We start from the raw sequence: 22,264 nt of genomic DNA on the forward strand, positions 1-22,264 counted from the left end.
AAGGCAGATGACGGGTGTCATCTGCCTTTTTATTCAACGGAACGAACCCGTCAACACTTCATAGCCGTCTTCGGTGACGACGACCGTATGTTCAAATTGCGATACGAGACTATTGTTCGGCGTGAAGAGCGACCAGCCATCTTCTTCCGATTGATAGACGACTTCATCTTTCGTCGAGATGAACGTCTCGACGGCGATGACTTGACCGACTTTCAAGATATCGTTCTCTTCGCGGTTGTAATAGTTCGAGATTGACTCCGGCTCCCCGTGGAGCGTACGCCCTAATCCGTGTCCGGCCAGGTTGCGGATGACCGTGAAGCCATTTTTCCGGGCATCGGCATAGATCGCTTTCCCGATTTGGTTCACTTTCGTCCCGGCCCTCACTTTACTGAGCCCAGCCTCAAGCGACGTGAGCGATACTTCGACGAGACGTTCGTGCTGTGACGATTTTGGCGTACCCGCGATGACCGTCCGGCCTGTGTCCGCATAATAACCATCTTTCACGGCGGAGACGTCGATATTGACGAGGTCTCCGTCTTGAATGACGAGATCACCCGGGATACCGTGTGCGGCAATCTCGTTGACCGAGATGCACGTGTAACCTGGGAACTCATACATCGTGATCGGCGCCGAGGCCGCCCCTTCTGTTTCGAGAATCCGTTGGCCGATCTCGTCCAACTGTTTTGTCGTCATTCCCGGTGCGACGGCTTTCGCCATCTCATCTCGGGCCAAGGCGACGATGCGTCCAATTTCACGTAAAGCGTCGTAATCGTAATCAAGCATAGTTCATCCCTCTTTCAATCTAATAATCGGTTTTGATATAAGTAGTCTTCAGATAAATCGGCGAACAAGAACATACCGTCCGGAAGCGGATAGCTGAACGTTCGTGTCACTTCGTTCGAACTGAAGTCACGATAATTCTCGGACAAATAACCACGTCCGCGGACACTCATCGCCGCCATCGTCTGAATGAAGTACGGACGAAAACTCCAGTTGTAGCCACGGTACGTGTTGTCGACTTTCCATTCCGCGTCCGCCTGATAGACGTTCGCGCTCGTCTGAAACCCGGTGCGGTCGGTCAAATAGTAACGGACGAACATCCCTTCAAGTTTGGCAGCGATATGCAGTAACCATTCGTCCCTTTTGTCTTTCGACCATTTCCCGGTCTGAACGAGATCTTGGATTTGACGATGTAACTCAAACTCAAGCTCATATAAACGGCGCAGGCGTTCTTGATCGTGCAGGAAGAACGACGGGACTTCTTGGGTCAGGACGGTCATCCCATTCGTCTCTTGCTGGGGCGTCTCCGTCCGACGTCCGAGCAATCCCCCCATATAATAGCGCCCGCCGTGTTGCCAGGCGTAGCGCAGTTGGCCGACGTGGTCGATCGACTTATAAAGAAGCGGCGCCCCCAATCTCGAGGCAATATACTCCATCGTCTGGAGCATTTGCGGATACGTCACCGACAACGTCTTTTTCTCGACCATCGTCCCTAAATCGACGAGAAGAAGTTCCGGCGCGATAGCCATGATGTCCTCGATGCTCGTCGATTCGGCAAAGTCGAGTGCAATCTTCACACCGCACGACCGATAATATTGGACGACGCGTGACAACCTGGACACGTCGACGAGATCGGTCCCTTGGATCGTCACATAAATGCGGTGGAGCGGGAAGTTCAATTCGTGTAACGGGGATAAAAACGCTTCGCCCCCTTCCTCGAGGATCCACTCCGCCCGACAACGGAACGTCACGAACTGCTTCGCATCGCGTAGTTTCTCGGCGGCAATCCGCTCCATCCGCTTGGCGATATCGAGTTGATATTCGACCGGCACGTCGTCGTCATAAAAGAATGGCGTGAGCGAGTCTCCTCTGAACTGACCATGTACCATATAGCCTTCCACTTGAAACGTGGCGGCTCCAAGAATCGGTTCATACGTCACTTCGACTTCATCCGGATTCATCATCACGTCCACTGCATCCACACTCATCACCTCATCTTATATTTTCAAATAAGAAAGCGAGCCGGTATCAGCTCGCTCGTGTATGCACATACATATAGGCACCGAAACAAGCAATGAAATACACAATACTCATCACACCGTACCCGATACCCATCTTCCCGCCGACGCCGATTGCCATGACGAGCCAAATCATCGCGCCGAACAGTAATGTCGCTACGGGGATATATCGAAAATTAGGTCGGTCCGTCTTTGATACGATTGGCTTCAGCGCCAATACACATACTAATAGTATGACAAGACCGAAACTTAGTTCTACCATCCGTTGACACCTCATCCTTCCATCTCTACTCATCAAGTGTAGCATGACACCCAAAAAAAAACCGCAAATCCACTTAAGGAAATGCGGTTTTCGTTATTGATTAGTCACGCGGACGGCGTGGGCCACGGTCGTCTGAACGACGACGGTCGTCTCCACCGCTACGTTTGCCACGGTATCCACCGCCGCCACCGCTGCGTCCACCACGGTCACCGCCGCCACGACGTTCGCCGCCGCCACTGCGATTTCCACGGTATCCGCCACGGTCGTTGCGTCCACCTTGACGCTTGACGCGTACTGGCTCTGCATACGAGATTTCAACCGGAGTTGAATCTGGCTCTTTCGTCAATCCACGAAGTGCCGCTGCAAGAAGCTCGACTGCTTCGTATTCTTCAAGAAGCTCAGTCGCAAGTTGCGTGTAAGCTTTGAAGTCGCCCGCTTGTACACGTTCGATCAATTCTTCAGCCGTTTGCTTTTGGTTGCCCTCAAGCACTTCTGCGATTGTCGGTACGTGACGACGGTTCATTTTCTTGTTCGTTACACGTTCGATTGCTTTCACTTGACCGAATTCACGTGGCGTGATGAACGTAAGGGCTGTACCTGTTTTACCAGCACGACCTGTACGTCCGATCCGGTGCACGTAGCTTTCCGGGTCTTGTGGTACATCGAAGTTGTATACGTGTGTGACACCTGTGATATCAAGACCACGTGCCGCGACGTCTGTTGCGACCAAGATGTCGATCGTGCCGTTTTTGAAACGACGGATGACTTGGTCACGTTTAGACTGCGTCAAGTCACCGTGAAGACCATCAGCCGTGTAGCCACGCTTGATGAGTGCTTCTGTCACTTCGTCAACACGCTTCTTCGTACGAGCGAAGATGATGCTGAGTTCTGGCGAGTCGATGTCGATCAAACGGCAAAGCGTATCAAATTTTTGGCCTTCGCGCAATTCGAGGAACTGTTGGTTGATGTTCTCAACTGTCATTTCCTTCGCTTTTACTTTGATGATCGTTGGCGACTTCATGAAGCGCTCAGCAATCTTCTTGATTTGTGGTGGCATCGTTGCCGAGAAGAGAAGCGTTTGACGCTCAACCGGTAGGCCTTTCAAAATCATCTCGATATCTTCCACGAAGCCCATGTTGAGCATTTCATCCGCCTCGTCCAAGATGACCGTTTGGATCTCATCGAGTTTGATCGTCTTACGTTTCATGTGATCCATGAGACGTCCTGGTGTCGCAACGACGATTTGCGGGTTCTTTTTCAAGCCGCGGATTTGGCGATCGATTTGTTGACCACCGTAAACTGGGAGGGCGTATACGCGCTTCGCCTCACCAATTTTGTTCAATTCTTCTGCAACTTGAATCGCAAGTTCACGTGTCGGTGCAAGAACGAGTGCTTGGACTTGACGCGCCTTTGGATCGATTCGCTCAATTGTCGGAATACCGAAAGCTGCTGTTTTCCCTGTACCTGTTTGTGCTTGACCTAATACGTCCACTCCTGTGAGTGCGACAGGAATTGTCTCAGCTTGGATCGGTGTAGCTTCTTCGAAGCCCATTTTGAGTACACCTTTTACTAATGCTTCACTTAACTGTAAATCTTGGAATTTTGTCAAATTATATTCTCCTTTGTTCATACAAAAAACGTCTGAGGTTTAGTTCTGCAGACGTTCTTTCAATGTTTCCTCATAGTCAACTTTACTAACTATAACGTATTTGTTTCTAAAATGAAAGAAATACATTCTAAAACTTTTCATAGCCGTCTTGGCATGAGTAATCTTATTTCAATTTATACCCGTTGTCGAGCTTTTCAACTTGCTTTTCTTTCAATAACTTCCCGAGCGCCCGTTTGAACGCCGCTTTACTCATCCCGAATTCACGGTCAATGATGTCAGATGCAGTCTTATCCCCGTAAGGCATCTGGCCCCCACGTTCTTCAATATAAGAGAGGATGCTGCCCGCATCGCCGTCGATCGCTTCATACGCCCGCGGTTTCATCGAGACGAGGACCGTCCCGTCTTGTTTCACTTGCGTCACGCGAACCGTTAGTTCTTCGCCGAGCCGCGGCCAACGTGTCATCTCCGCTTCATGCAAGAAGCCGAGTGATTCGTTCTCGACCCAGACGTTGACGCCGACATCCCGTCTGTTGACGACGATCGCCTGAACTTCTTGATTGCCCCACTCTTCTTTCGCAGGACGGGCGAGCAAGTTCAAATACGCATAATGTGCCGGTTCACCTAAAAGACGACCTTTTTGGTCATACTTTAAACGGACACATAACTTGTCGCCTTCTTTCGGCCAGTACGACCGATTTTCCGGAAGGTCGTCGAGTGAGACGAGCACGTCCTTTTGAATCCCGATGTTGACGAACACGCCCGTGTTATAACGTACACCGGTCACTTCAAACCATTCATAATCATCAAACGTCACGTTCGGGATCGTCATCGTCGAAGCGAGACGCCCTTCAGAATCGTGATATAAGAAGACACGCACCGTCTGCCCGACCGTGACTTCTTCTGTCTGTTCTTTTCGATGAAGCAACACTTCTTCGCGACCGTTGCCGATAAATACGCCAAAGTCAGCTGAACGTTCCGCAACTAAATCTACTACTTCTCCTGCACGTAATGCCATATAATCCACATCCTTTTTTCTTCTATTACTGTCAGTATACCTACCTACACACGTTCCTAATCATATCATGTTCGTTTTTCTCGCTCCAACCATATGTGAACATTTAGTGAACGTCCGAAAGTTTTCACTGCGCCAAATATTAAAACTATCTCTTTAAATCGTTACAACATTATGACAATTTCGTGAACGGTGATTTTCCATCTAGTATCCACTTTTTGAAAACGTTATTATAGAAGGAGTGATGTTTAATAATTAGGTTTCAGCCATGGCCGAACGGGGGATATATAATGTTTGATGTTCAATCTCGCTCTTTTGCGAAACGTTTCATGAAGGGACTATTGATTACGTTCTTCGCCCTTCTCGCTTCTCTCAGCTTTATTTTTTCGAACGGTGTCGATACGAACGTCTCGTCTTCCGTCACAATGATCCAAGAGTAAGCGCCTCTCGCATAGAGCAGGCGTTTTTTTCTTTTGTTCGACAGAAAAAGGGATTATTCATCCAGTTGTCGAACGAACATAACGTTCGGGATTTACTTGAATCCATTCGGAAAGGAAGAGTCACTCATGCTATTTTACTTTCTCGCCACGATTCTCTCAGTCGTCGGTTTGTCCGTCTCGTTCCAAACCGGTTTTTTCAAAGATCCGACCGGGATGTTCTTGTTCGCGGCCTTGCTCGCGATGGGACTATCCTCGTTGAAGCAGCTCGCTTCCCAAACGAACGTCCTGTTAAAGGAACGTCGAGACCAAAAACGAATCAATCGGATCGTCGCTCGGATGCACTCGAGTTCACGTAAACGCTCTACATAACGCTCGTCTTCCGCGGTCAGTTTTGTTATTCTAATGAAGATAGTAGATCGCAAAACGGATTTATCCCGTAGGAGGCACATACACGTATGAACGAAATCCCCTTATCGAACGAATGGTTATTACGTTACTCACCGGTCATGGAGCTTTGGCTAAAAGAAGATGGCATCCTGCTCGTTGACGGGGACAACCGAATTCGGCTCACCCTTGAAATCGGGAGCGACCAGGCGATGCAAATTAAAAGCATCGAACAGGACGGTGCCTATTTCGTCGTTGACCCGGTGCATAAACGAATTACGTTCGAACTCGAGGAAGAAGAAGAGGAAAGCGATTCTCGCTTCTGGGAATAAGGTTTCATGCCGAAGAGTCGGATTCTCCGTGCGAGAAGAAGACTCTTTCTTATTGCGCGCTACACTGAAAGGAGACACACCTATGATTCGCACCGCTGTTTGGTTTTTCTCATTTTTCGCAGTACTGCCCGTCACGTTGCCTTTTATGAACAAGGCAAAAAAACTTGAAACGCCGGAGCGATACGGCTACGTTCAAGGCGTCGCTTATAAATGGGCAAGCTTTCTATTGAAGGTTGCCGGAGCGGAAGTCCGGGTTCACGGACAACAACACATCCCGAATGAGCCGGTCGTCTACGTCGCCAATCACCAAGGGAATTTCGATGTCCCCATCATGATAACAGCGACGAAACATCCGAAGGCGTTCATCTCGAAAATCGAAGTCCAAAAGTTCCCGATTATTCCCCGTTGGATGGAATTGATGGGTTGCATCTTCATCGACCGCAGTGACCGACGCCAGTCGATCAAGGCGATTCGTTCAGGTGTTGACACGATTAAATCGGGACAATCTATCATCATCTTTCCAGAAGGGACGCGTTCAAAAGGCGGCCCAATCAAAGAGTTCAAGGCCGGCAGTTTGACACTCGCAACGTCGAGCGGAGCTAAAATTGTTCCGGTCGCCATTCAAGGGAGTCATCATCTGCTCGAGACGACCAATCGCATCAAACCAGGTGTAGTCGATGTGACGTTTTTGCCTGCGATCGACCCGGCCGACATCCCGAACAAGGAAATCGCCGCGACCGTCGAAGCCGCAATCCGCCAAATCGTTGAAGGAGAGTTATCATGAGTTTACTTGCAATCGAAGGAATCCATAAAGAATTCGCCGACAAAGTGTTATTTGATGATGTCACGATGACGATTCATCCGGGTGACCGCATCGGCATCATCGGTGTCAACGGTTCGGGAAAATCGACGTTCATGAAAATCATCGCCGGCGTCGAGACGGCCGACCGCGGAACGATGCAGCATCCGAACGACTACCGCATCCGCTATTTGACACAGACGGTCGAATTCGCCGACGGACAGACCATCTTGGACGCTTTATTCACGAGCGATACGCCGTCTGTCCAGGCGCTGAAAGGATATGAACGGGCTCGTCAACAACTCGAGACCGACCCCTCGAGTGAACAAAAACTGGAGCGCTTCATGAAAGCACAGCAAGCTGTCGACGCGGCCGACGCCTGGGAAACCGAGGCAAAATTGAAGTCAATCTTGAACCGGCTCGGTCTTCCGGACGTGACGGCTGAAGTCGGTTCGTTATCCGGTGGTCAACAAAAACGAGTTGCGTTGGCCGCTGCCCTGCTTGATGAAGCCGACCTCCTTTTGTTAGACGAGCCGACGAACGAACTTGACGCCGATACGATTTCCTGGCTCGAGACCGTTCTAGCCGATTATCGAGGAGCCATCCTGCTCATCACCCACGACCGCTACTTCTTGAACCGTGTCACGAACCACATTTTAGAGATTGCCGACGGGACGAGCTATTTCTATGACGGAAACTATGAGCTGTTTCTCGAGAAACGGGCCGAACGGAAAGCACGGACCCAATCGATGGAACAAAAACGGCAAAACATCTTACGGCGCGAGCTTGCGTGGCTTCGCCGCGGCGCCAAAGCCCGGACGACGAAACAGAAAGCCCGGATCCAACGCGTCGAGGACTTGAAGCATCAAGAGACACTCGCTGAAGACGAGACACTCGACGTGTCCGTCGGGTCACGCCGTCTCGGTAAGAAAGTCATTGACGTCGATGAGTTATCGTTCCAGTATGACGACACCCCGATCATCCGACAGTTCAGCTGGTTGTTCGGTCGCCGCGAACGATACGGCATCGTCGGCCCGAACGGGAGCGGAAAGACGACGCTCATGAACCTGCTCGCCAAACGGCTTGAACCGACGTCCGGTACAGTCGTGCACGGAGAGACAGTGCATCTCGGCTATTACGGACAGCAGGTCGAGTTCGAAGACACGTCACGCCGCGTCATCGACGAGATCGAACGGGTCGCCCAAGTCATTCACACGCCGGACGGCGAGTCGATCACGGCGAGCCAAATGCTCGAGCGGTTCTTATTTACGCCGGATGCGCAATATAAACCGATCGCAAAACTTTCCGGTGGCGAGAAACGACGTCTCGTCCTCCTTCGCATTTTAATGGACGAACCGAACGTCTTATTTTTAGACGAGCCAACGAACGACCTCGACACCGAGACGCTATCGGTGCTTGAGGATTATTTGGAGTCATTCCCTGGAACGGTCATCGCCGTCAGCCACGACCGCTATTTCTTAGACCGGATCGCCGGACAGCTCATCGCGTTTGAAGACGGTGCGATCAACGTCTATCATGCCGAATACAGTGACTACTTGGCCTCGCTCGAAGAGACGAAGGTTCAAGCGAAGAAAGAGCCGAAAGAGAAGAAAGAACGAGTCAAAACGGATGTCGTCAAGTTCACGTTCAAAGAACAGAAGGAATGGGAGACGATTGAGGACGATATCGCCTCGCTCGAGTCTGCCATCGAGGCGGCCGAGGCCCGCTTGGCCGAAGCCGGTAGCGACATCGGAAAAGTGAATGATGTGTACGCCGAAATCTCGACACTGAAAGAAGCGCTCGATTCGAAGATGGAGCGCTGGGAGTACTTGTCGGAGATTGATGAACAGATGCAAGCCCAGAAACGCTAAAAGGCAGGATCACGTCTCGTGATCCTGCCTTTCGTGTATGTAGCTATACATGTAAACGTCATGCGCCCTACCGTTTTGACGCATATATTGCCGGAGCATGCCTTCTTGAAAGAATCCGTTCCGCTCAAGCATTTGTTGCGAGGCGACGTTCTCTGTATAGACGATTGCCCCGACTCGTTCAAACGCTGCCACATGAGCGGCATAGTCGAGCGCGCGCTGCAACGCCTCAGATGCGTAGCCGTTACGCCAATGGTCCGGATGAATCTCATACCCGATTTCAGCGCGTCGATGGCGCGGAACGAGATTATGAAAGCCGATCGTCCCAATCAACGTCAAATCGTCTTTACGTACAATCCCCCAACGGATGACCGTCCCTGCCTGCATCCCTTCAATCATGTTCGTCACCATGTGAACCGTCTCGTCAACTGTGGCGTGGGGTTCCATTCCATAATGCTTCAACACGGTCGCGTTCGAAAAAATCGGGAACAGCCGACTTGCATCGACCACCTCGAGCGGCCGCAATGTCAGCCGTTCCGTCTCTAACGTCGGAATCACGACAACGCTCATTTACTTACCAAGTTGTGCTGAAACGCATAAACGACGGCTTGGGTCCGGTCATACACGTCGAGCTTCGTCAAAATATTCGAGACGTGCGTCTTTACCGTTTTGAGAGAGATATAAAGCTCATCGGCGATGACTTGATTCGCCTTTCCTTCTGCCATCAGCTGTAAAATCTCACGTTCCCGTGCCGTCAGACTCTCATGAAGCGTCGTTTCTGGATGACGGAGGCGCTCGAGCATCTTACCGGTCACTTGAGCGGCCATGACCGGATTCCCCGCCGCTGTTTGACGAATCGCATCGGCAATCTCGTTGGCGTTCGCCGTCTTCAACACATAACTCATCGCACCGGCCTCGATGACCGGATACACTTTTTCATCGTCTAAGAAGCTCGTGACGACTAAAATCTTTGCTTCTTTCCAACTCGCTTTGATGCGTTTCGTCGACTCGACCCCGTCGACCGGCTCCATGACGAGGTCCATCAAGACGACGTCCGGTTTTTCCGCGATGGCGAGCTCCACGCCCGTCGCCCCGTCCGAGGCCTCGCCGACGACTTCGATGTCGGGTTGCGTCGACAAGAAAGCCGACACCCCGGCCCGGACCATCTCATGGTCATCAATTAATACGACTCGAATCATTCCAATCCCTCCACTTGTTGTTTCACGCGCACTTCAATCTGAGTACCGGCACCAGGCACACTGACGAGACGTAACGTCCCACCGACCTCGGCCGTCCTCTCTCTTATCGATTGTAAGCCATATGAGGCGACTTGTGTATCATCGACATTAAACCCGATGCCGTCATCATTGATTTTTAAAATGACCGTCTGTTGGACGGTCCGCATCTCAATCTCGAGCCGCTTCGCCTTGGCGTGCCGGAGCGTGTTGCTGATCGCTTCTTGAACGATCCGGAACAGCTCGTTCTCCGTGTGACGGGATAAATGAACTTCTTCAAGCCGCCAGACAAGCTCGGTTGATTGTTTACGGGACAGCTCTTCTAACAACCGCTCGATCCCGGTCTTGAGCGTCATCCCTTCGAGCTCGACGGGACGAAGCTGCAACAAGAGCGAACGCATCTCGGCTTGGGCGGTTTGGGCCATCACTTCGACTTGTGCGATTTGTTTAGCGGCAACGTCCGGTTTGACGTCAATCGTCTGCTTGGCTGCCGTCGTCATCATCGAGATGGCGTACAGCTGTTGACTGACTGAGTCATGCAACTCGCGGGCAACACGGCGACGCTCTTCGACGACCGCCTCACTCCGTGCCTCCTCGACGCTGACAGGTCGGTCCCCGACCCGTTTGGCGACCTCGAGCATCTCGGTTCGTTGTTTACTGATCCGCACGATCCGCTCTAACGTGTCGCGATATGGCGACAATGGACGAAACGTGATTTCTTTTTGGTTCTCTAATTTCCATAAGGCGTTCGCGACTTCTCGAAAATCGCGGCGTAAGTAGAAGTAGGACCCGACCCCGAACACACTGCCGATCAAAACGGCGATGACGAGGATGGACACACCGAAAGGCAACCCTTCTTCACGCGTGAACAAATCTCGGAGTGAAGTCGAGTCACCTATTAAAAAGGCTAATGTGACGAACAGCGCCGTCAGCAGGCTGCTGAACAGTTGATGCCAGACGACCGTCCGTGGGTAAGAATCTTTTTTCATACCGTCATCACCTCGACACTTCCGCTCATGAGCACGATATGAATCCGGACTTTGCGCGTCGCCGTCGGATAGTCGTCCGACGCCGTATAGAAGCGACGGTTGAACACCGGCGAATAGTTCGACTCATCGACTTGGATTTTCCCAAATCCGATCGATGCATCAATTGAGTAATCGTACCCTGCCGGAATGAGGATCCGTACGTCTCCCGCGAGGCCGTTCAACAGTAAGAACGTCTCACCTTCCGGAATGATGGCGCGCGACAAGTCCATCTCGACGTCTCGCAGCAAGAAAAATTCATTCGTGTCTTGCAACACGTAATGTCCCGACTCTTTCGTGCCGAATGAAAACGCCTGCTCTTGCCGGAGGTGTGAGCGGAAACGGTTCGATTCGAGCGGACGGTTTTTATATAATCGATATCCGAACATGAGCAACAGTCCCGATAAGACGAACCCGAACGCGGCTGACGAAAAGATGAGTCCGACGAGCATAATGCTGCCGATGCCATAAAAGACATAGCTGACCGACTGATTTCCTTTCCGGCTGAAACGACGACCGATATAAAGCAGGAGTAGCGGTAAAATCATACTAAACAAGATGCTGTTGCCGCCTGTCACGATATCGATGAACAGGCCGACGGCAAATAAAATGATCATGAATCCGATAATTTGTCGTGTGTTCCAACGCTCCACTCTGCTTCCCCCTCTCTTACGATATGTACAATGAAGCAAAGAAGCGATGGTCCGAACAAATCGCGGACCATCGCCGAACCATTGCGTCAGTCCTGCTTGAAGCGACGCTCAAGTTCTTTTAATTTTGCTTCGAAGTCATCCTCATCCGCTGAATCGATCGATTCTTCCGGAGCTGACTCTTTCTTCTCTTCCTCTTCTGTGAACGGATGCGATTTTGACGTGTCCGCCCCAAAGATTTGATCGAGCGCGCCTTTCAACAAATCCATGTTTTGACGCATTGCGAACTCGTAACGTTTGTTTTGCATCTCATCGAGTTTCAAACGCATCTCAAGGGCCCGACGTTCGAGGGCATCGAGTTCACGTGTTCCTTCATCAATCAAGCCTTCGAAGTAACGATACTGTTCCCCGTAATGTTTCGATTCAAGGGCGGCCCGTTCAGCAAGCTTCTCTTCGCCCGCTTTTTTCGCCAGTTCCGTCTGCTCGTAACGCTTATCGGCCATCTGTTTGGCGTCATCGCGTTTTGTCGCCAATTCTTCAAGCAACGCTTTTTGACGCTCGACGAGACGCTCGACCGACAACGCTTCTTTTTCAGCGCCACGGATGTGACGGTTCAATTCGGCTTCCCCGCTCGTGCGTGGTGCCTCTTTGTCTTGATACTTCTTCATTTCTTTCGATATCTCTTTCGTCAACTCGTTAGCTAAATCACGAAACTGGTCAAATGGTGTCTTCATTATAATATCCTCCTTGTGAATCTTAGCGACGGTTTACAAATTTCTGCCAGACTTGGTCGAACGATTGAAAGCTACTTCCGCTCGCACGCGACCCGTCCGCATTAAAAATCTCGACATCCCGCTTTTGGTTGGCATACATCATATACCCTTTAAACAGCACCCAAGCCACCAAAATTCCGATCAATGCCCAAATATTCGACAATACCGTGAGAATTCCGACTACGGCGAGTGCGCCGTAACCGATTTTTGCGCCGACATGTGTCACAGCCATGAATCTGACTCCAGCCCACAGTGCTAAGAGCGCCCCCAAACCAAATAAAATCATATTTGGTAAAAAGCCGATTAGAACGAGAACTAAAGAGATCGCGGCCACGATGAACAGCACTTGCTTCACCTGGCGATTCATCTATCATCCCTCCTCGTTAAGTACACTCTTATCATAATACGTTATTTTTCGGGATGCGACGAGCGGAAGGCCTGTTTTCCCTCGGTCTGAAGACTGAGATGTTAGCGTTCTCAATCGATGTGGTATACTACTGCTATCGAACAACGAAAGGATGATGTTTTATGAGCACCGTAATCCATGCAGTACCGACCTTGTCAGCCAATCGGAGGGCGACCGTCCTCCACCACTAAGAGGAGGATTCTATTTGAATCAAACAACAATCACAACGGGACGTGTCACGGCACAGTTCCAACATATGTACACCGTCACGACCGAGAACGAGGTCTATACGTGTAGCGTCTCCGGAAAATTCCGACACGAGGCCGAGAGCGAGCGCGACTATCCCGTCATCGGCGATTATGTCGAGTTCACCGTTCGCGAGCATGGTCAAGGCTTGATTCGACGTCTCCTTGAACGGCGCACTGTCCTTTCACGGGCAGCCGCCGGCAACGAGACGCGCGAACAGCTGATCTGCGCGAACGTCGACTATATTTTGATCACGATGGCGTGCGGGCACGATTTCAACTTGCGCCGTCTCGAGCGCTATTCACTCGCCGCATGGGAGACCGGGGCCACACCGCTCATCGTCTTGACGAAGTCGGATCAAGTCGAGGACGTGAATGGACTCGTCTCGGACCTCACGTTGACGGTGCCTGGTGTCGATGTCCACCCCGTCAGCTCGGTCACCGGGAATGGGGTCGAAACACTACGCAACGCATTGCCGAACGGGAGCACGATTGCCCTCGTCGGTTCATCCGGAGTCGGGAAGTCGACACTAACGAACGCACTCGCCGGAGAGACGATTGCCGCGACTCAGGCCGTTCGTGAGAGCGATGAACGAGGCAAGCACACGACGACACATCGCGCCTTGTTCGCAGTCGACGGCCTATTCGTCATCGACACCCCTGGGATGCGCGAGTTCGGGCTTTGGGACGGCGCCGACCATCTCGACGACACGTTTCGGGATATCGAGGCGCTCGCTGATGCCTGCCGGTTCCGCGACTGCTCGCATCAGGCAGAGCCAGGCTGTGCGGTCCGGCAGGCGATCGAATCTGGAAAGCTTGACGCGAAACGGTATCAAAGTTTCGTCAAACTCGAGCGCGAACTCCGCTATGCCGAGAAACGGCAAGCCGAAGCGGCCCGTCTCGCCGAGAAGAAGAAGCGAAAAATGAAAAGTTGATGACGAGGAAGTTGCGAGCTGATTCGCAACTTCCTTTGTTGGTTTCAAGCTATGTCACCAAGTCCTATAAGCAATCCAATATTTGTGAACAATCGTTCAGAAATCGTTTCGGGAAATGTAGGCAAAAGCCTCGAAAGTAAGCGGTTTCTTCGTTACAATGGATTCGTTGTGACAGATAAAAAAATCGCTTGGACATAGGGAGAGACTTATGAAAACATTGAACGAACGCGCACTCGAGATGCATGCTTTCCATCACGGAAAATTAGAAACGACTCCGAAAGTCGAGGTCGACACGAAAGAGGCGCTCAGCCTCGCCTACTCGCCCGGTGTGGCCGAGCCGTGCCGGCGTATCGCTGACGATAAAGAGCTATCCTATGACTATACACTCCGGGCCAATACCGTCGCCGTCGTATCGGACGGCAGCGCCGTCCTCGGTCTTGGCAACATCGGACCTGAGGCCGCCCTCCCGGTCATGGAAGGGAAAGCCGTTTTGTTTAAAAGCTTCGCTGGGGTCGATGCGTTCCCAATCTGCCTCGACACGCATGACGTCGACGAGATTGTCCGAACGGTCGAACTGCTCGCTCCGACGTTCGGTGCCGTCAACTTAGAAGACATCAAAGCACCCGAATGTTTTGAGATCGAGGCCCGTTTAAAACAATCGCTCCCGATTCCCGTCTTTCATGACGATCAACACGGCACGGCCATCGTCGTCTTAGCCGGTCTCGTCAACGCGTTACGCCTTGTCGACAAGACGATGCCTGAACTCCGTGTCGTCATGAACGGAGCAGGCGCCGCGGGCATCGCTATCGCCAAACTGTTGAAGCGTTTCGGCGTCGAGGACCTCGTTATCTGTGACACGAAAGGCGCGATTTATGAAGGACGCGTCGAAGGGATGAACCCGTTCAAAGATCAAATCGCCAAAGCGACGAACAAGAAACAACACGAAGGGTCGCTTGATGACGTGCTCGAAGGTGCCGACGTCTTTATCGGTGTCTCGGCAGCCGGCGCCGTCACGGAAGATATGATCCGTTCGATGGCGACAGACCCAATCATTTTTGCCCTCGCGAACCCAATCCCGGAGATCATGCCGGATCTTGCCACAAGCGCCGGGGCCCGTGTCGTCGCGACCGGCCGCTCGGACTTCGCGAACCAAGTGAACAACGTCCTCGCCTTCCCGGGAATTTTCCGCGGCGCGCTTGATGTTCGCGCGACAGAAATCAACGAAGAGATGAAGGAAGCGGCCGTCCATGCGATCGCCGACTTATTGACCGAGGAAGATCTCGTGAACGGGGTCGTCATTCCGAGCCCGTTCGATGAACGTGTCGCACCGGCCGTCGCCGTAGCCGTCGCGAGAGCCGCCGTCGAGACGGGTGTCGCCAAACGTCCGCTCGATGAGGCCGCCATCCGTCTGCACGTTAGTCAAAAACATCTATAAGAAAACTGCGCAGCCCCTCGGGGTTGCGCAGTTTTTGTTAGACGGTTCCTTGCAAAATCCCTTCCGCCCATTCGACTTCTTCCGTCGTCGGAGGCTTGATTCCTTTTAACGGATAGTCGAGACCGAGCGCCTCCCATTTGTAGACACCCATCTCATGGTACGGCAAGATTTCGACCTTCTCGACGTGGTCGAGTTTTTGAATGAACGCCGCCGTGCGCCGAAGCGCCCCTTCGTCGAGCGTCCATTCAGGGACAAGGACGTGGCGGATCCACATTTTCGTTCCGCGCTCGGATAAATGTTCGGCAAGCGCGAGCGTGTTGACGTTGCTCCGTCCCGTCAGTTTTTTACACATGTCATCATCGATATGTTTGATATCGAGCAGCACGAGGTCGGTATGATCTAAAATCGCATCTAAGTTAGGAGGGCGTAAGGCACCCGACGTATCGAGTGTCGTATGGAGACCGTGTTTTTTCGCCTCCCGCAACAGCGCCTCTAAAAACTCTGGCTGTGCGAGTGGGTCACCGCCTGAAATCGTGATGCCGCCTTTTGACGCCTCCATGAACGGACGATAGCTGAGCGCTTCTTGAATGACATCCTCGGCCGAACGATGGTTATTTTTTTTGAAATCCCACGTATCAGCGTTGTGACAATACAAACACCGGAGCGCACAACCTTGTAAAAAGACGATAAAACGAATTCCCGGGCCGTCAACGGTTCCAAACGATTCGACCGAGTGTACATATCCCATTGTCATCGAAATGACCTCCTAACGAATGAGCGGCCTTCATCCGAAGGCCGCCAAGCCTTGATTGCTTACAGTGAACCGTGGAACGTACGGTTGATGACGTCGATCTGTTGCTCGCGTGTCAACTTGATGAAGTTGACGGCGTAGCCCGAGACGCGGATCGTGAGCTGTGGATATTCTTCTGGATGCTCCATCGCGTCGAGTAACGTCTCACGGTTGAAGACGTTGACGTTCAAGTGATGTCCTTTGTGCTCGCCGCCCATATAACCGTCAAGAAGAGCAGCCAAGTTGAGTTCACGAGCGACGTCTTCTTTTCCGAGTGCTTTCGGCACGATCGAGAACGTATATGAGATACCATCTTGCGCATGTTCGAACGGTAGTTTCGCGACTGATGAGAGCGAGGCTGCCGCTCCTTTCGTATCACGGCCATGCATCGGGTTCGCACCCGGTGCGAACGGTTCGCCGGCGCGACGTCCGTCTGGTGTGTTCCCCGTCTTCTTGCCGTAGACGACGTTCGACGTGATCGTCAAAACGGACTGCGTATGAAGCGCGTCACGGTACGTTTTATGTTTCCGGACTTTTTCCATGAACGACTCAACGAGTTCGACAGCGATCGCATCGACACGGTCGTCATTGTTTCCGAATTTCGGGAATTCGCCTTCCGTCTCGAAGTCGACGGCAATGCCTGCTTCGTTACGAACCGGTTTGACTGTCGCGTACTTGATGGCCGAAAGACTGTCCGCTGTGACCGAAAGTCCAGCGATCCCGCATGCCATCGTCCGCAAAATCTCTGGGTCGTGAAGCGCCATCTCGATGCGTTCGTACGCATACTTGTCATGCATGAAGTGGATGACGTTGAGCGTGTTGACGTAAAGTTCCGCGAGCCAGTCGAGCGTCCGGTCGAAGTCGGCGTACACTTTGTCATATGTGAGCACGTCTTCTGTGTTCAACTCCCATGCCGGCGCGATTTGATCGCCGCTCTTCTCGTCACGGCCCCCGTTCATGCTGTAGAGGAGTGCTTTCGCCATGTTGGCACGGGCCCCAAAGAATTGCATCTGCTTCCCAATCTTCATCGGTGACACACAGCAGGCGATGCCGTAATCGTCACCGAACGTCGGGAGCATGAGGTCATCGTTCTCATATTGGATGGCGGACGTCTCAATCGACATCTTCGCGCAATACTGTTTGAATCCTTCCGGCAACTTCGTCGACCAGAGTACCGTCAAGTTCGGTTCTGGTGCCGGGCCGAGGTTCGAGAGCGAGTGGAGGAAACGGAACGAGCTCTTCGTCACGTTCGAGCGACCGTCTTCACTCATCCCCCCGATTGATTCCGTGACCCAAGTCGGGTCGCCAGAGAACAATTCGTTATAATCAGGTGTCCGTAAGAATTTGACGATACGGAGTTTCATGATGAAGTGATCGACGATCTCTTGGACGTCTGATTCTGACAAACGCCCCGCTTCGATATCACGCTCGGCATAGACGTCGAGGAACGTCGAGACGCGTCCGAGTGACATCGCTGCCCCGTTTTGCTCTTTGACAGCGGCAAGATATGCGAGATATACCCATTGGTACGCCTCTTGAGTATTCTCCGCCGGACGGCCGAGATCGAATCCGTAAGCCGTACCGAGTTGTTTTAATTCTTGAAGGGCACGGAGTTGTTCAGATAACTCTTCGCGGTCGCGGATATCTGATTCTGATAAGAAGCCACCACGCTTCGCCAAATCTTTCTTCCGTTCGGCCATCAAGAAGTCGATTCCATAGAGTGCCACGCGGCGATAGTCACCGATGATGCGGCCACGGCCGTAAGCGTCAGGAAGACCTGTAATGATCCCCGACTTACGTGCAGCACGCATTTCTGGCGTATACGCATCGAACACACCTTGGTTGTGCGTCTTACGAATATCCGAATAAATCTTTGTGATCTCTTTGTCCGGTTCGAAACCATACGACTCGAGCGCGGCATCGACCATGCGAATCCCGCCGTTCGGGTGGATCGAACGTTTGAACGGTTCGTCCGTCTGGACGCCGACAACTTTTTCAAGTTCTTTGTCTAAGTACCCAGGTCCGTGCGAAATGATCGTCGATGGCGTGTGTTGATCGACGTCCCATACGCCGCCGCGCTCCCGCTCTTGTTTTGTCAATTCCATCACATGTCCCCAAAGGCGATTCGTCGCCTCTGTCGGTCCCGCCAAGAACGAATCGTTTCCTGTATACTCGTGTCGGTTCAAGCGGATAAATTCACCAACGTTCACTTCCGTTGTCCACTGCCCAGGAACGAATCCTGACCAGGCTGATTTAATTTCGGTTGCCATTGTGGGTCACTCCTCATAAGTTGAGATAACTGCCTGCTTTCTATAATATGAGTGTACGTGAAAACGTGAACATTATGTTTTACATTCTTGTGAAAGTTGTAACAATCTTATGAACGTTGATATATCAGCTTTTTTGTAAGCGCTTTAATTACTGTTATACTATAAATTAACATACATATGAAACAGTTCAAGGTTGATAGGCCATCATTTTTCCGTTGTCTGTATCATTTTTATCGTTCTGTGACGATTTACACAGTTTTTATAGTGATGTAACTCACAGTGCGGGGATAGAACTTGAATTTTTGACCGTTATCGGACACAATGAAGGCAGAACATTGTAGAAGAGGAAGGGGTTCTTCCCATGACGTATGAACCATTGACTGCCGAGCACGACTTAAAAACCGGAGACCGCGTCTCTCTCAAAGTAGAAGCAGCCGGCGAACAGCGTGACGGATTTATCACAGAATTTGAAGACGCAGGGTTTTGGATTCGCTTTGACGACGACATCGAGAACGAGGATTTCATCGATTACCGCGACCACTTGCTCGTAGCATTGATTTCCCGTCCTATCGTCGTAGTGGCGGCTCACCCTGAATTGAAACCGTATGAGCAACTCGTTTCAGAATTACAGTACCGCGTATACCAAGGATTCACGATCGAAGGTGTCGATCGAACGGCTGACGGGGTCGATGTGCACATCAAACTCCTCGAAGACGGCCAGACGTACACACAAACGCTTCGCTCCTCGTTCGACGGAGATACTGAACATGTTCGTTATATTTGAGACAGGGAGCGCTTATGCTTCCTTTGTTTTTGCCCAATGATAAGGAGAAATGATATGAACTTTACAAAACCATTTATTAATGAAGCTTGGCAACGCCTAGGCTTTACGGAACCGATGCCGGTTCAGGCGGAAGCGTTCCCGCCCCTATTAGAAGGAAAAGACGTCACGATCGAAGCACCGACAGGAACGGGTAAAACGCTCGCTTACCTTTTACCCGCTATCGAAAAAATCGACGCCTCGAACGACCGGATCCAAGTCGTCATCGTCGCTCCGACACGCGAGCTCGTCATGCAGATCCAGGCAGTGGCCCAACGTTTCACCGAGAAAGGTGACGTTCGTATCGCCTCGTTCATCGGTGGCGTCGAACTGAAGCGCCAAATCGATCGCCTCAAGAAAAAACCGCATTTGATCGTCGGCACGCCGGGGCGTCTCGTCGAATTGATCGATAAGAAAAAGTTGAAACTACACGAGACGCATACGATCGTGATCGATGAAGCCGATCAAATCATTGACAGCGGTTTGACAGAAGCGGCCGAACGGATCATCAAACATACGGCATCGAATCGTCAAATCGCGCTCGTATCGGCGACGTTGACGGATACGCTTCAAGCATGGGCCGCCCCGTTCTTACCAGAGCCAGTCCACATCAAAATCGAGCGCGCCGTAAGTGCTCAAGTGACGTATGGCTACATGTTGACGACACGCCGCTATAAGCCAGAACTGCTCCGCCGCCTCTCTCACGTCGACGGCGTCAAAGCGCTCGCCTTCATCAACAACCGCTCGTTCTTGCCACCATTAAAAGGTGAGCTCGAGAAGATGAACGTCAACTATCGCATGCTCGACAGCTTGAAAGGAAAACGGGAACGCGTCGAGACGCTCCGTGAGTTCCGTAAAGGCGAGTATCCGCTCCTCATCACGACAGGCCTTGCCGCTCGCGGCCTCGACATCGAAGAAGTGACACACGTCGTCCACTTCGACTTGCCGGAGTCGATTGACGACTTCATCCACCGTTCAGGCCGGACGGCGCGCGGGAACGCGGCCGGCACCGTCCTCTCACTCGTGACTGATGAGGACTTGAAACATTTGAAATCGTTCGCCCGTCAACTCGGCGTCGAATTGAAAGAGCTCGAAATTTACCGTGGCGACGTCATCGAGAAGCGAATCGAAGATAAACCCCCGGTCGTCAAACGTCCCGCGAACAAGCGAGGACCGCGCCGATGAAAAAAGACCGGAAAGTGATTCCATTCCCGTTGCTCGTGGAAGAGTCCGAATTGCTGGCCGAGCTGAAGAAATTGTATGAGCAAGCGGCACTTGCACGAAGCACGCAGTGGACGAACTATATTCAAGAAATCGCCTCGGAAGGCACGTGGCACTTGAAAGACGCCGAACTGTTCCGCGACCTTTTCATCGATTGGGCCGTCTTCTTTGAGACGGACGAGGACGGGATGACACCGCACGGCCGCTACTTGGCGGAGCATAAGGCGGACATGTCGCCGGCCCTCTACCATGCCCTCCGCGGTCTGGCCGTCCCACGCTGCAGCATCTTTGAAGTGACCGAGAACGGTTTACGCGATTGGGAGACGAAAGAAACGTACAACGTGACCCTTCCAGAAGTACGGGAACCTGGCGATGTGATGCTTGGGAAACTGCTAGACATCCGTGGCAGCTGGCGTTTCGGGTCGGCGTTTCTCGCTCTTCCGGCGAAAATGGCCGGGAACGTCTCGGACCTCTATATCGACTTCACGGACGAAGTCGGTCCCGGTGCGTTTCTCGATCAGTTCCCAGAGTTTTGCGCCGAGCTGATTGACTTGTTGCTCGATTTAGAAGAAGGGATCATCGTCCCGAAACCACTAAAATAACCGAGAGGCGGCCGCCTCTCGGTTATTTCTATCAGTAGACATAATACTCGACGGTTTGATTGGCCGCTTGATCGCTGTCTCCCTCTGCTTTTATGGAAGCACGCGACACCATATCTCCTTCATCATATACTTCTAGCATAGCCCCTTCTGTCGTTGGAAGCACATGATAGATTAACTGATCGACATAAGTGACTGACCCGACCGTACCTTGAATGGCTTGGCGAGTCGTCTGCTCCAACGAGTTTAAATCAATAATCAATTCCGTTCCGTCAGATTGAATCGTACGATACTCATGACCTTTGAATAGCGTACCTTTCAATTCTTCCGATTGGTTCACTTTCACTACTTTGTTTTCTTTAGCGTCATAGACAAATAGTCCTGGTAGATCCATTTCTGACATATATTCTTCACCTGTGTCGTCTTGTAACGTCTCAAGCGCCGTCGCGCGAATCGGAATATAGCGGTTGTCCGTCGCCACTTGACCTTGATACGCAGACGGATACCATGACCATTCCGCCCCAACGACACCTCCGACCAACGTCTTGGATCGATCAATCTTTTGCGTGACGAACGTCTTCGTCGATTCATCGAACGTTGCCACGTGATGGTTCGTCGTTTCATAGTTTTGATCGTACAGAAGGTGGACTTTATCGTCGTAAACGTAAAATCCCTTCCAACCACTTTCTAATATCTCTCGTGCCTGTCCAAACTCGGTAACGTCTACTTCCTTACCGTCTTTTGATTTGAGCACCACTAACGTATCACGGTCTTTTTGGCCGATCGCCACTTCCCCATCGGTCGTCCAAATGCGTTGCGCATAATCCAACTGTTTCAGCGCTCGTTTGAACGCTCGAGAGTCTTCCCCGAAATTCGCTCGAAAATCGAGGAGCTGCTCGAAGTAACTTCCCTTATGCGAGGAGGTGCTCCCATTCAATGTCACATTGATCTGCGTATAAGGCTGATCTATCGACCCTTTAGCGACTTGAACGATTCGATCTTCCCACACCTTTTTATTGGATTCGACTTGAAGTGACCAATCCGTCCCACTTTCCGTCCCGCTGACGGCATATGTGGCGAGCCCTACCGTGATCATCACACCTAAGGCGACCACGTTCACCATTCGTTTCATGCGA

The 22,264-nt window shown here is 51.7% G+C and carries 24 protein-coding genes; 10 read left to right on the forward strand and 14 right to left on the reverse strand.

Annotated features, from left to right (window positions below):
- Positions 1-33: 33 nt before the first annotated feature.
- The 5 genes from map to P398_RS0114560 form a co-directional block, all read right to left on the reverse strand.
- Positions 34-783, reverse strand: a complete 750-nt coding sequence (gene map, locus P398_RS0114540; RefSeq protein WP_029335921.1) for a type I methionyl aminopeptidase — start codon at positions 781-783, stop codon at positions 34-36.
- Positions 784-797: 14 nt separating this feature from the next.
- Complete coding sequence (locus P398_RS0114545; RefSeq protein ID WP_235263440.1) at positions 798-1,988, reverse strand: EAL-associated domain-containing protein; 1,191 nt, start codon at positions 1,986-1,988, stop codon at positions 798-800.
- Positions 1,989-2,028: 40 nt separating this feature from the next.
- Positions 2,029-2,280: a hypothetical protein gene (locus P398_RS0114550; protein ID WP_024371634.1), complete on the reverse strand. Its 252-nt coding sequence runs from the start codon at positions 2,278-2,280 to the stop codon at positions 2,029-2,031.
- Positions 2,281-2,380: 100 nt separating this feature from the next.
- The gene (locus P398_RS0114555; RefSeq protein ID WP_024371635.1) at positions 2,381-3,889 is read right to left on the reverse strand and encodes a DEAD/DEAH box helicase; all 1,509 of its coding nucleotides are present in this window, start codon (positions 3,887-3,889) and stop codon (positions 2,381-2,383) included.
- Positions 3,890-4,052: 163 nt separating this feature from the next.
- Entirely contained in the window at positions 4,053-4,904 is an 852-nt protein-coding gene (locus P398_RS0114560; RefSeq protein ID WP_029335926.1) for a CvfB family protein, read from the reverse strand.
- A gap of 287 nt (positions 4,905-5,191) precedes the next feature.
- Here P398_RS0114560 and P398_RS16985 point away from each other — a divergent pair, with 287 nt between their 5' ends.
- The 5 genes from P398_RS16985 (at position 5,192) to P398_RS0114585 (ending at position 8,727) form a co-directional block, all read left to right on the forward strand.
- Complete coding sequence (locus P398_RS16985) at positions 5,192-5,341, forward strand: hypothetical protein (RefSeq protein WP_167601169.1); 150 nt, start codon at positions 5,192-5,194, stop codon at positions 5,339-5,341.
- Positions 5,342-5,467: 126 nt separating this feature from the next.
- Positions 5,468-5,710, forward strand: a complete 243-nt coding sequence (locus P398_RS0114570) for a hypothetical protein (RefSeq protein WP_024371637.1) — start codon at positions 5,468-5,470, stop codon at positions 5,708-5,710.
- 86 nt (positions 5,711-5,796) lie between these two features.
- A complete protein-coding gene (locus tag P398_RS0114575; RefSeq protein WP_024371638.1) occupies positions 5,797-6,057 on the forward strand; it encodes a hypothetical protein in 261 nt (86 codons plus the stop codon).
- 82 nt (positions 6,058-6,139) lie between these two features.
- Complete coding sequence (locus P398_RS0114580) at positions 6,140-6,841, forward strand: lysophospholipid acyltransferase family protein (protein WP_029335928.1); 702 nt, start codon at positions 6,140-6,142, stop codon at positions 6,839-6,841.
- On the forward strand, positions 6,838-8,727 hold the full coding sequence (locus P398_RS0114585) for an ABC-F family ATP-binding cassette domain-containing protein (protein WP_029335930.1): 1,890 nt from the start codon (positions 6,838-6,840) through the stop codon (positions 8,725-8,727). The genes P398_RS0114580 and P398_RS0114585 overlap by 4 nt, the downstream gene beginning before the upstream one ends.
- Positions 8,728-8,736: 9 nt before the next feature.
- Here the strand turns inward: P398_RS0114585 and P398_RS0114590 are convergent, their stop codons facing one another.
- From P398_RS0114590 to P398_RS0114615, 6 genes are all read right to left on the reverse strand, one after another.
- Positions 8,737-9,282: a GNAT family N-acetyltransferase gene (locus tag P398_RS0114590; protein WP_029335931.1), complete on the reverse strand. Its 546-nt coding sequence runs from the start codon at positions 9,280-9,282 to the stop codon at positions 8,737-8,739.
- An 8-nt stretch (positions 9,283-9,290) separates the two neighbouring features.
- Complete coding sequence (locus P398_RS0114595) at positions 9,291-9,923, reverse strand: response regulator (RefSeq protein ID WP_029335932.1); 633 nt, start codon at positions 9,921-9,923, stop codon at positions 9,291-9,293.
- Positions 9,920-10,948 carry a sensor histidine kinase gene (locus P398_RS0114600; protein ID WP_029335934.1) on the reverse strand — a complete coding sequence of 343 codons (1,029 nt, stop codon included), beginning with the start codon at positions 10,946-10,948 and terminating at the stop codon, positions 9,920-9,922. Before P398_RS0114600 ends, P398_RS0114595 begins: the two co-directional genes overlap by 4 nt.
- Complete coding sequence (gene liaF / locus P398_RS0114605; protein WP_029335935.1) at positions 10,945-11,637, reverse strand: cell wall-active antibiotics response protein LiaF; 693 nt, start codon at positions 11,635-11,637, stop codon at positions 10,945-10,947. The genes P398_RS0114600 and liaF overlap by 4 nt, the downstream gene beginning before the upstream one ends.
- 86 nt (positions 11,638-11,723) lie before the next feature.
- Positions 11,724-12,368, reverse strand: a complete 645-nt coding sequence (locus tag P398_RS0114610; protein WP_029335936.1) for a PspA/IM30 family protein — start codon at positions 12,366-12,368, stop codon at positions 11,724-11,726.
- Positions 12,369-12,390: 22 nt separating this feature from the next.
- A complete protein-coding gene (locus P398_RS0114615; protein WP_024371646.1) occupies positions 12,391-12,774 on the reverse strand; it encodes a lmo0954 family membrane protein in 384 nt (127 codons plus the stop codon).
- Between the two features lie 244 nt (positions 12,775-13,018).
- Between P398_RS0114615 and rsgA the strand changes: the two genes are divergently transcribed.
- Both rsgA and P398_RS0114625 read left to right on the forward strand, forming a co-directional pair.
- Positions 13,019-13,993, forward strand: coding sequence for a ribosome small subunit-dependent GTPase A (gene rsgA / locus P398_RS0114620; RefSeq protein WP_029335938.1), 975 nt, complete (start codon positions 13,019-13,021; stop codon positions 13,991-13,993).
- A 208-nt stretch (positions 13,994-14,201) separates the two neighbouring features.
- Positions 14,202-15,428 carry an NAD(P)-dependent malic enzyme gene (locus P398_RS0114625; protein WP_029335939.1) on the forward strand — a complete coding sequence of 409 codons (1,227 nt, stop codon included), beginning with the start codon at positions 14,202-14,204 and terminating at the stop codon, positions 15,426-15,428.
- Positions 15,429-15,465: 37 nt separating this feature from the next.
- Here the strand turns inward: P398_RS0114625 and pflA are convergent, their stop codons facing one another.
- Together pflA and pflB are read right to left on the reverse strand one after the other, a co-directional pair.
- Positions 15,466-16,182: a pyruvate formate-lyase-activating protein gene (gene pflA / locus P398_RS0114630; protein ID WP_021067805.1), complete on the reverse strand. Its 717-nt coding sequence runs from the start codon at positions 16,180-16,182 to the stop codon at positions 15,466-15,468.
- 59 nt (positions 16,183-16,241) lie between these two features.
- Positions 16,242-18,488: a formate C-acetyltransferase gene (gene pflB, locus P398_RS0114635; RefSeq protein WP_029335940.1), complete on the reverse strand. Its 2,247-nt coding sequence runs from the start codon at positions 18,486-18,488 to the stop codon at positions 16,242-16,244.
- A gap of 361 nt (positions 18,489-18,849) precedes the next feature.
- On the opposite strand from pflB, the gene P398_RS0114640 reads away from it, so the two are divergent.
- Genes P398_RS0114640 through P398_RS0114650 form a run of 3 tightly spaced genes read left to right on the forward strand, consistent with a single transcriptional unit; the run spans position 18,850 to position 21,131 of the window.
- Complete coding sequence (locus P398_RS0114640) at positions 18,850-19,272, forward strand: hypothetical protein (RefSeq protein WP_029335941.1); 423 nt, start codon at positions 18,850-18,852, stop codon at positions 19,270-19,272.
- A 54-nt stretch (positions 19,273-19,326) separates the two neighbouring features.
- Entirely contained in the window at positions 19,327-20,493 is a 1,167-nt protein-coding gene (locus P398_RS0114645) for a DEAD/DEAH box helicase (RefSeq protein ID WP_051638926.1), read from the forward strand.
- On the forward strand, positions 20,490-21,131 hold the full coding sequence (locus P398_RS0114650) for a hypothetical protein (RefSeq protein ID WP_029335944.1): 642 nt from the start codon (positions 20,490-20,492) through the stop codon (positions 21,129-21,131). Before P398_RS0114645 ends, P398_RS0114650 begins: the two co-directional genes overlap by 4 nt.
- 31 nt (positions 21,132-21,162) lie before the next feature.
- Here P398_RS0114650 and P398_RS0114655 read toward each other — a convergent pair whose 3' ends face one another.
- Positions 21,163-22,260, reverse strand: a complete 1,098-nt coding sequence (locus P398_RS0114655) for a hypothetical protein (RefSeq protein ID WP_029335945.1) — start codon at positions 22,258-22,260, stop codon at positions 21,163-21,165.
- Between the last annotated feature and the right edge of the window lie 4 nt (positions 22,261-22,264).

The sequence above is a fragment of the Exiguobacterium aurantiacum DSM 6208 genome (genome assembly GCF_000702585.1).
Lineage (GTDB): Bacteria > Bacillota > Bacilli > Exiguobacteriales > Exiguobacteriaceae > Exiguobacterium > Exiguobacterium aurantiacum.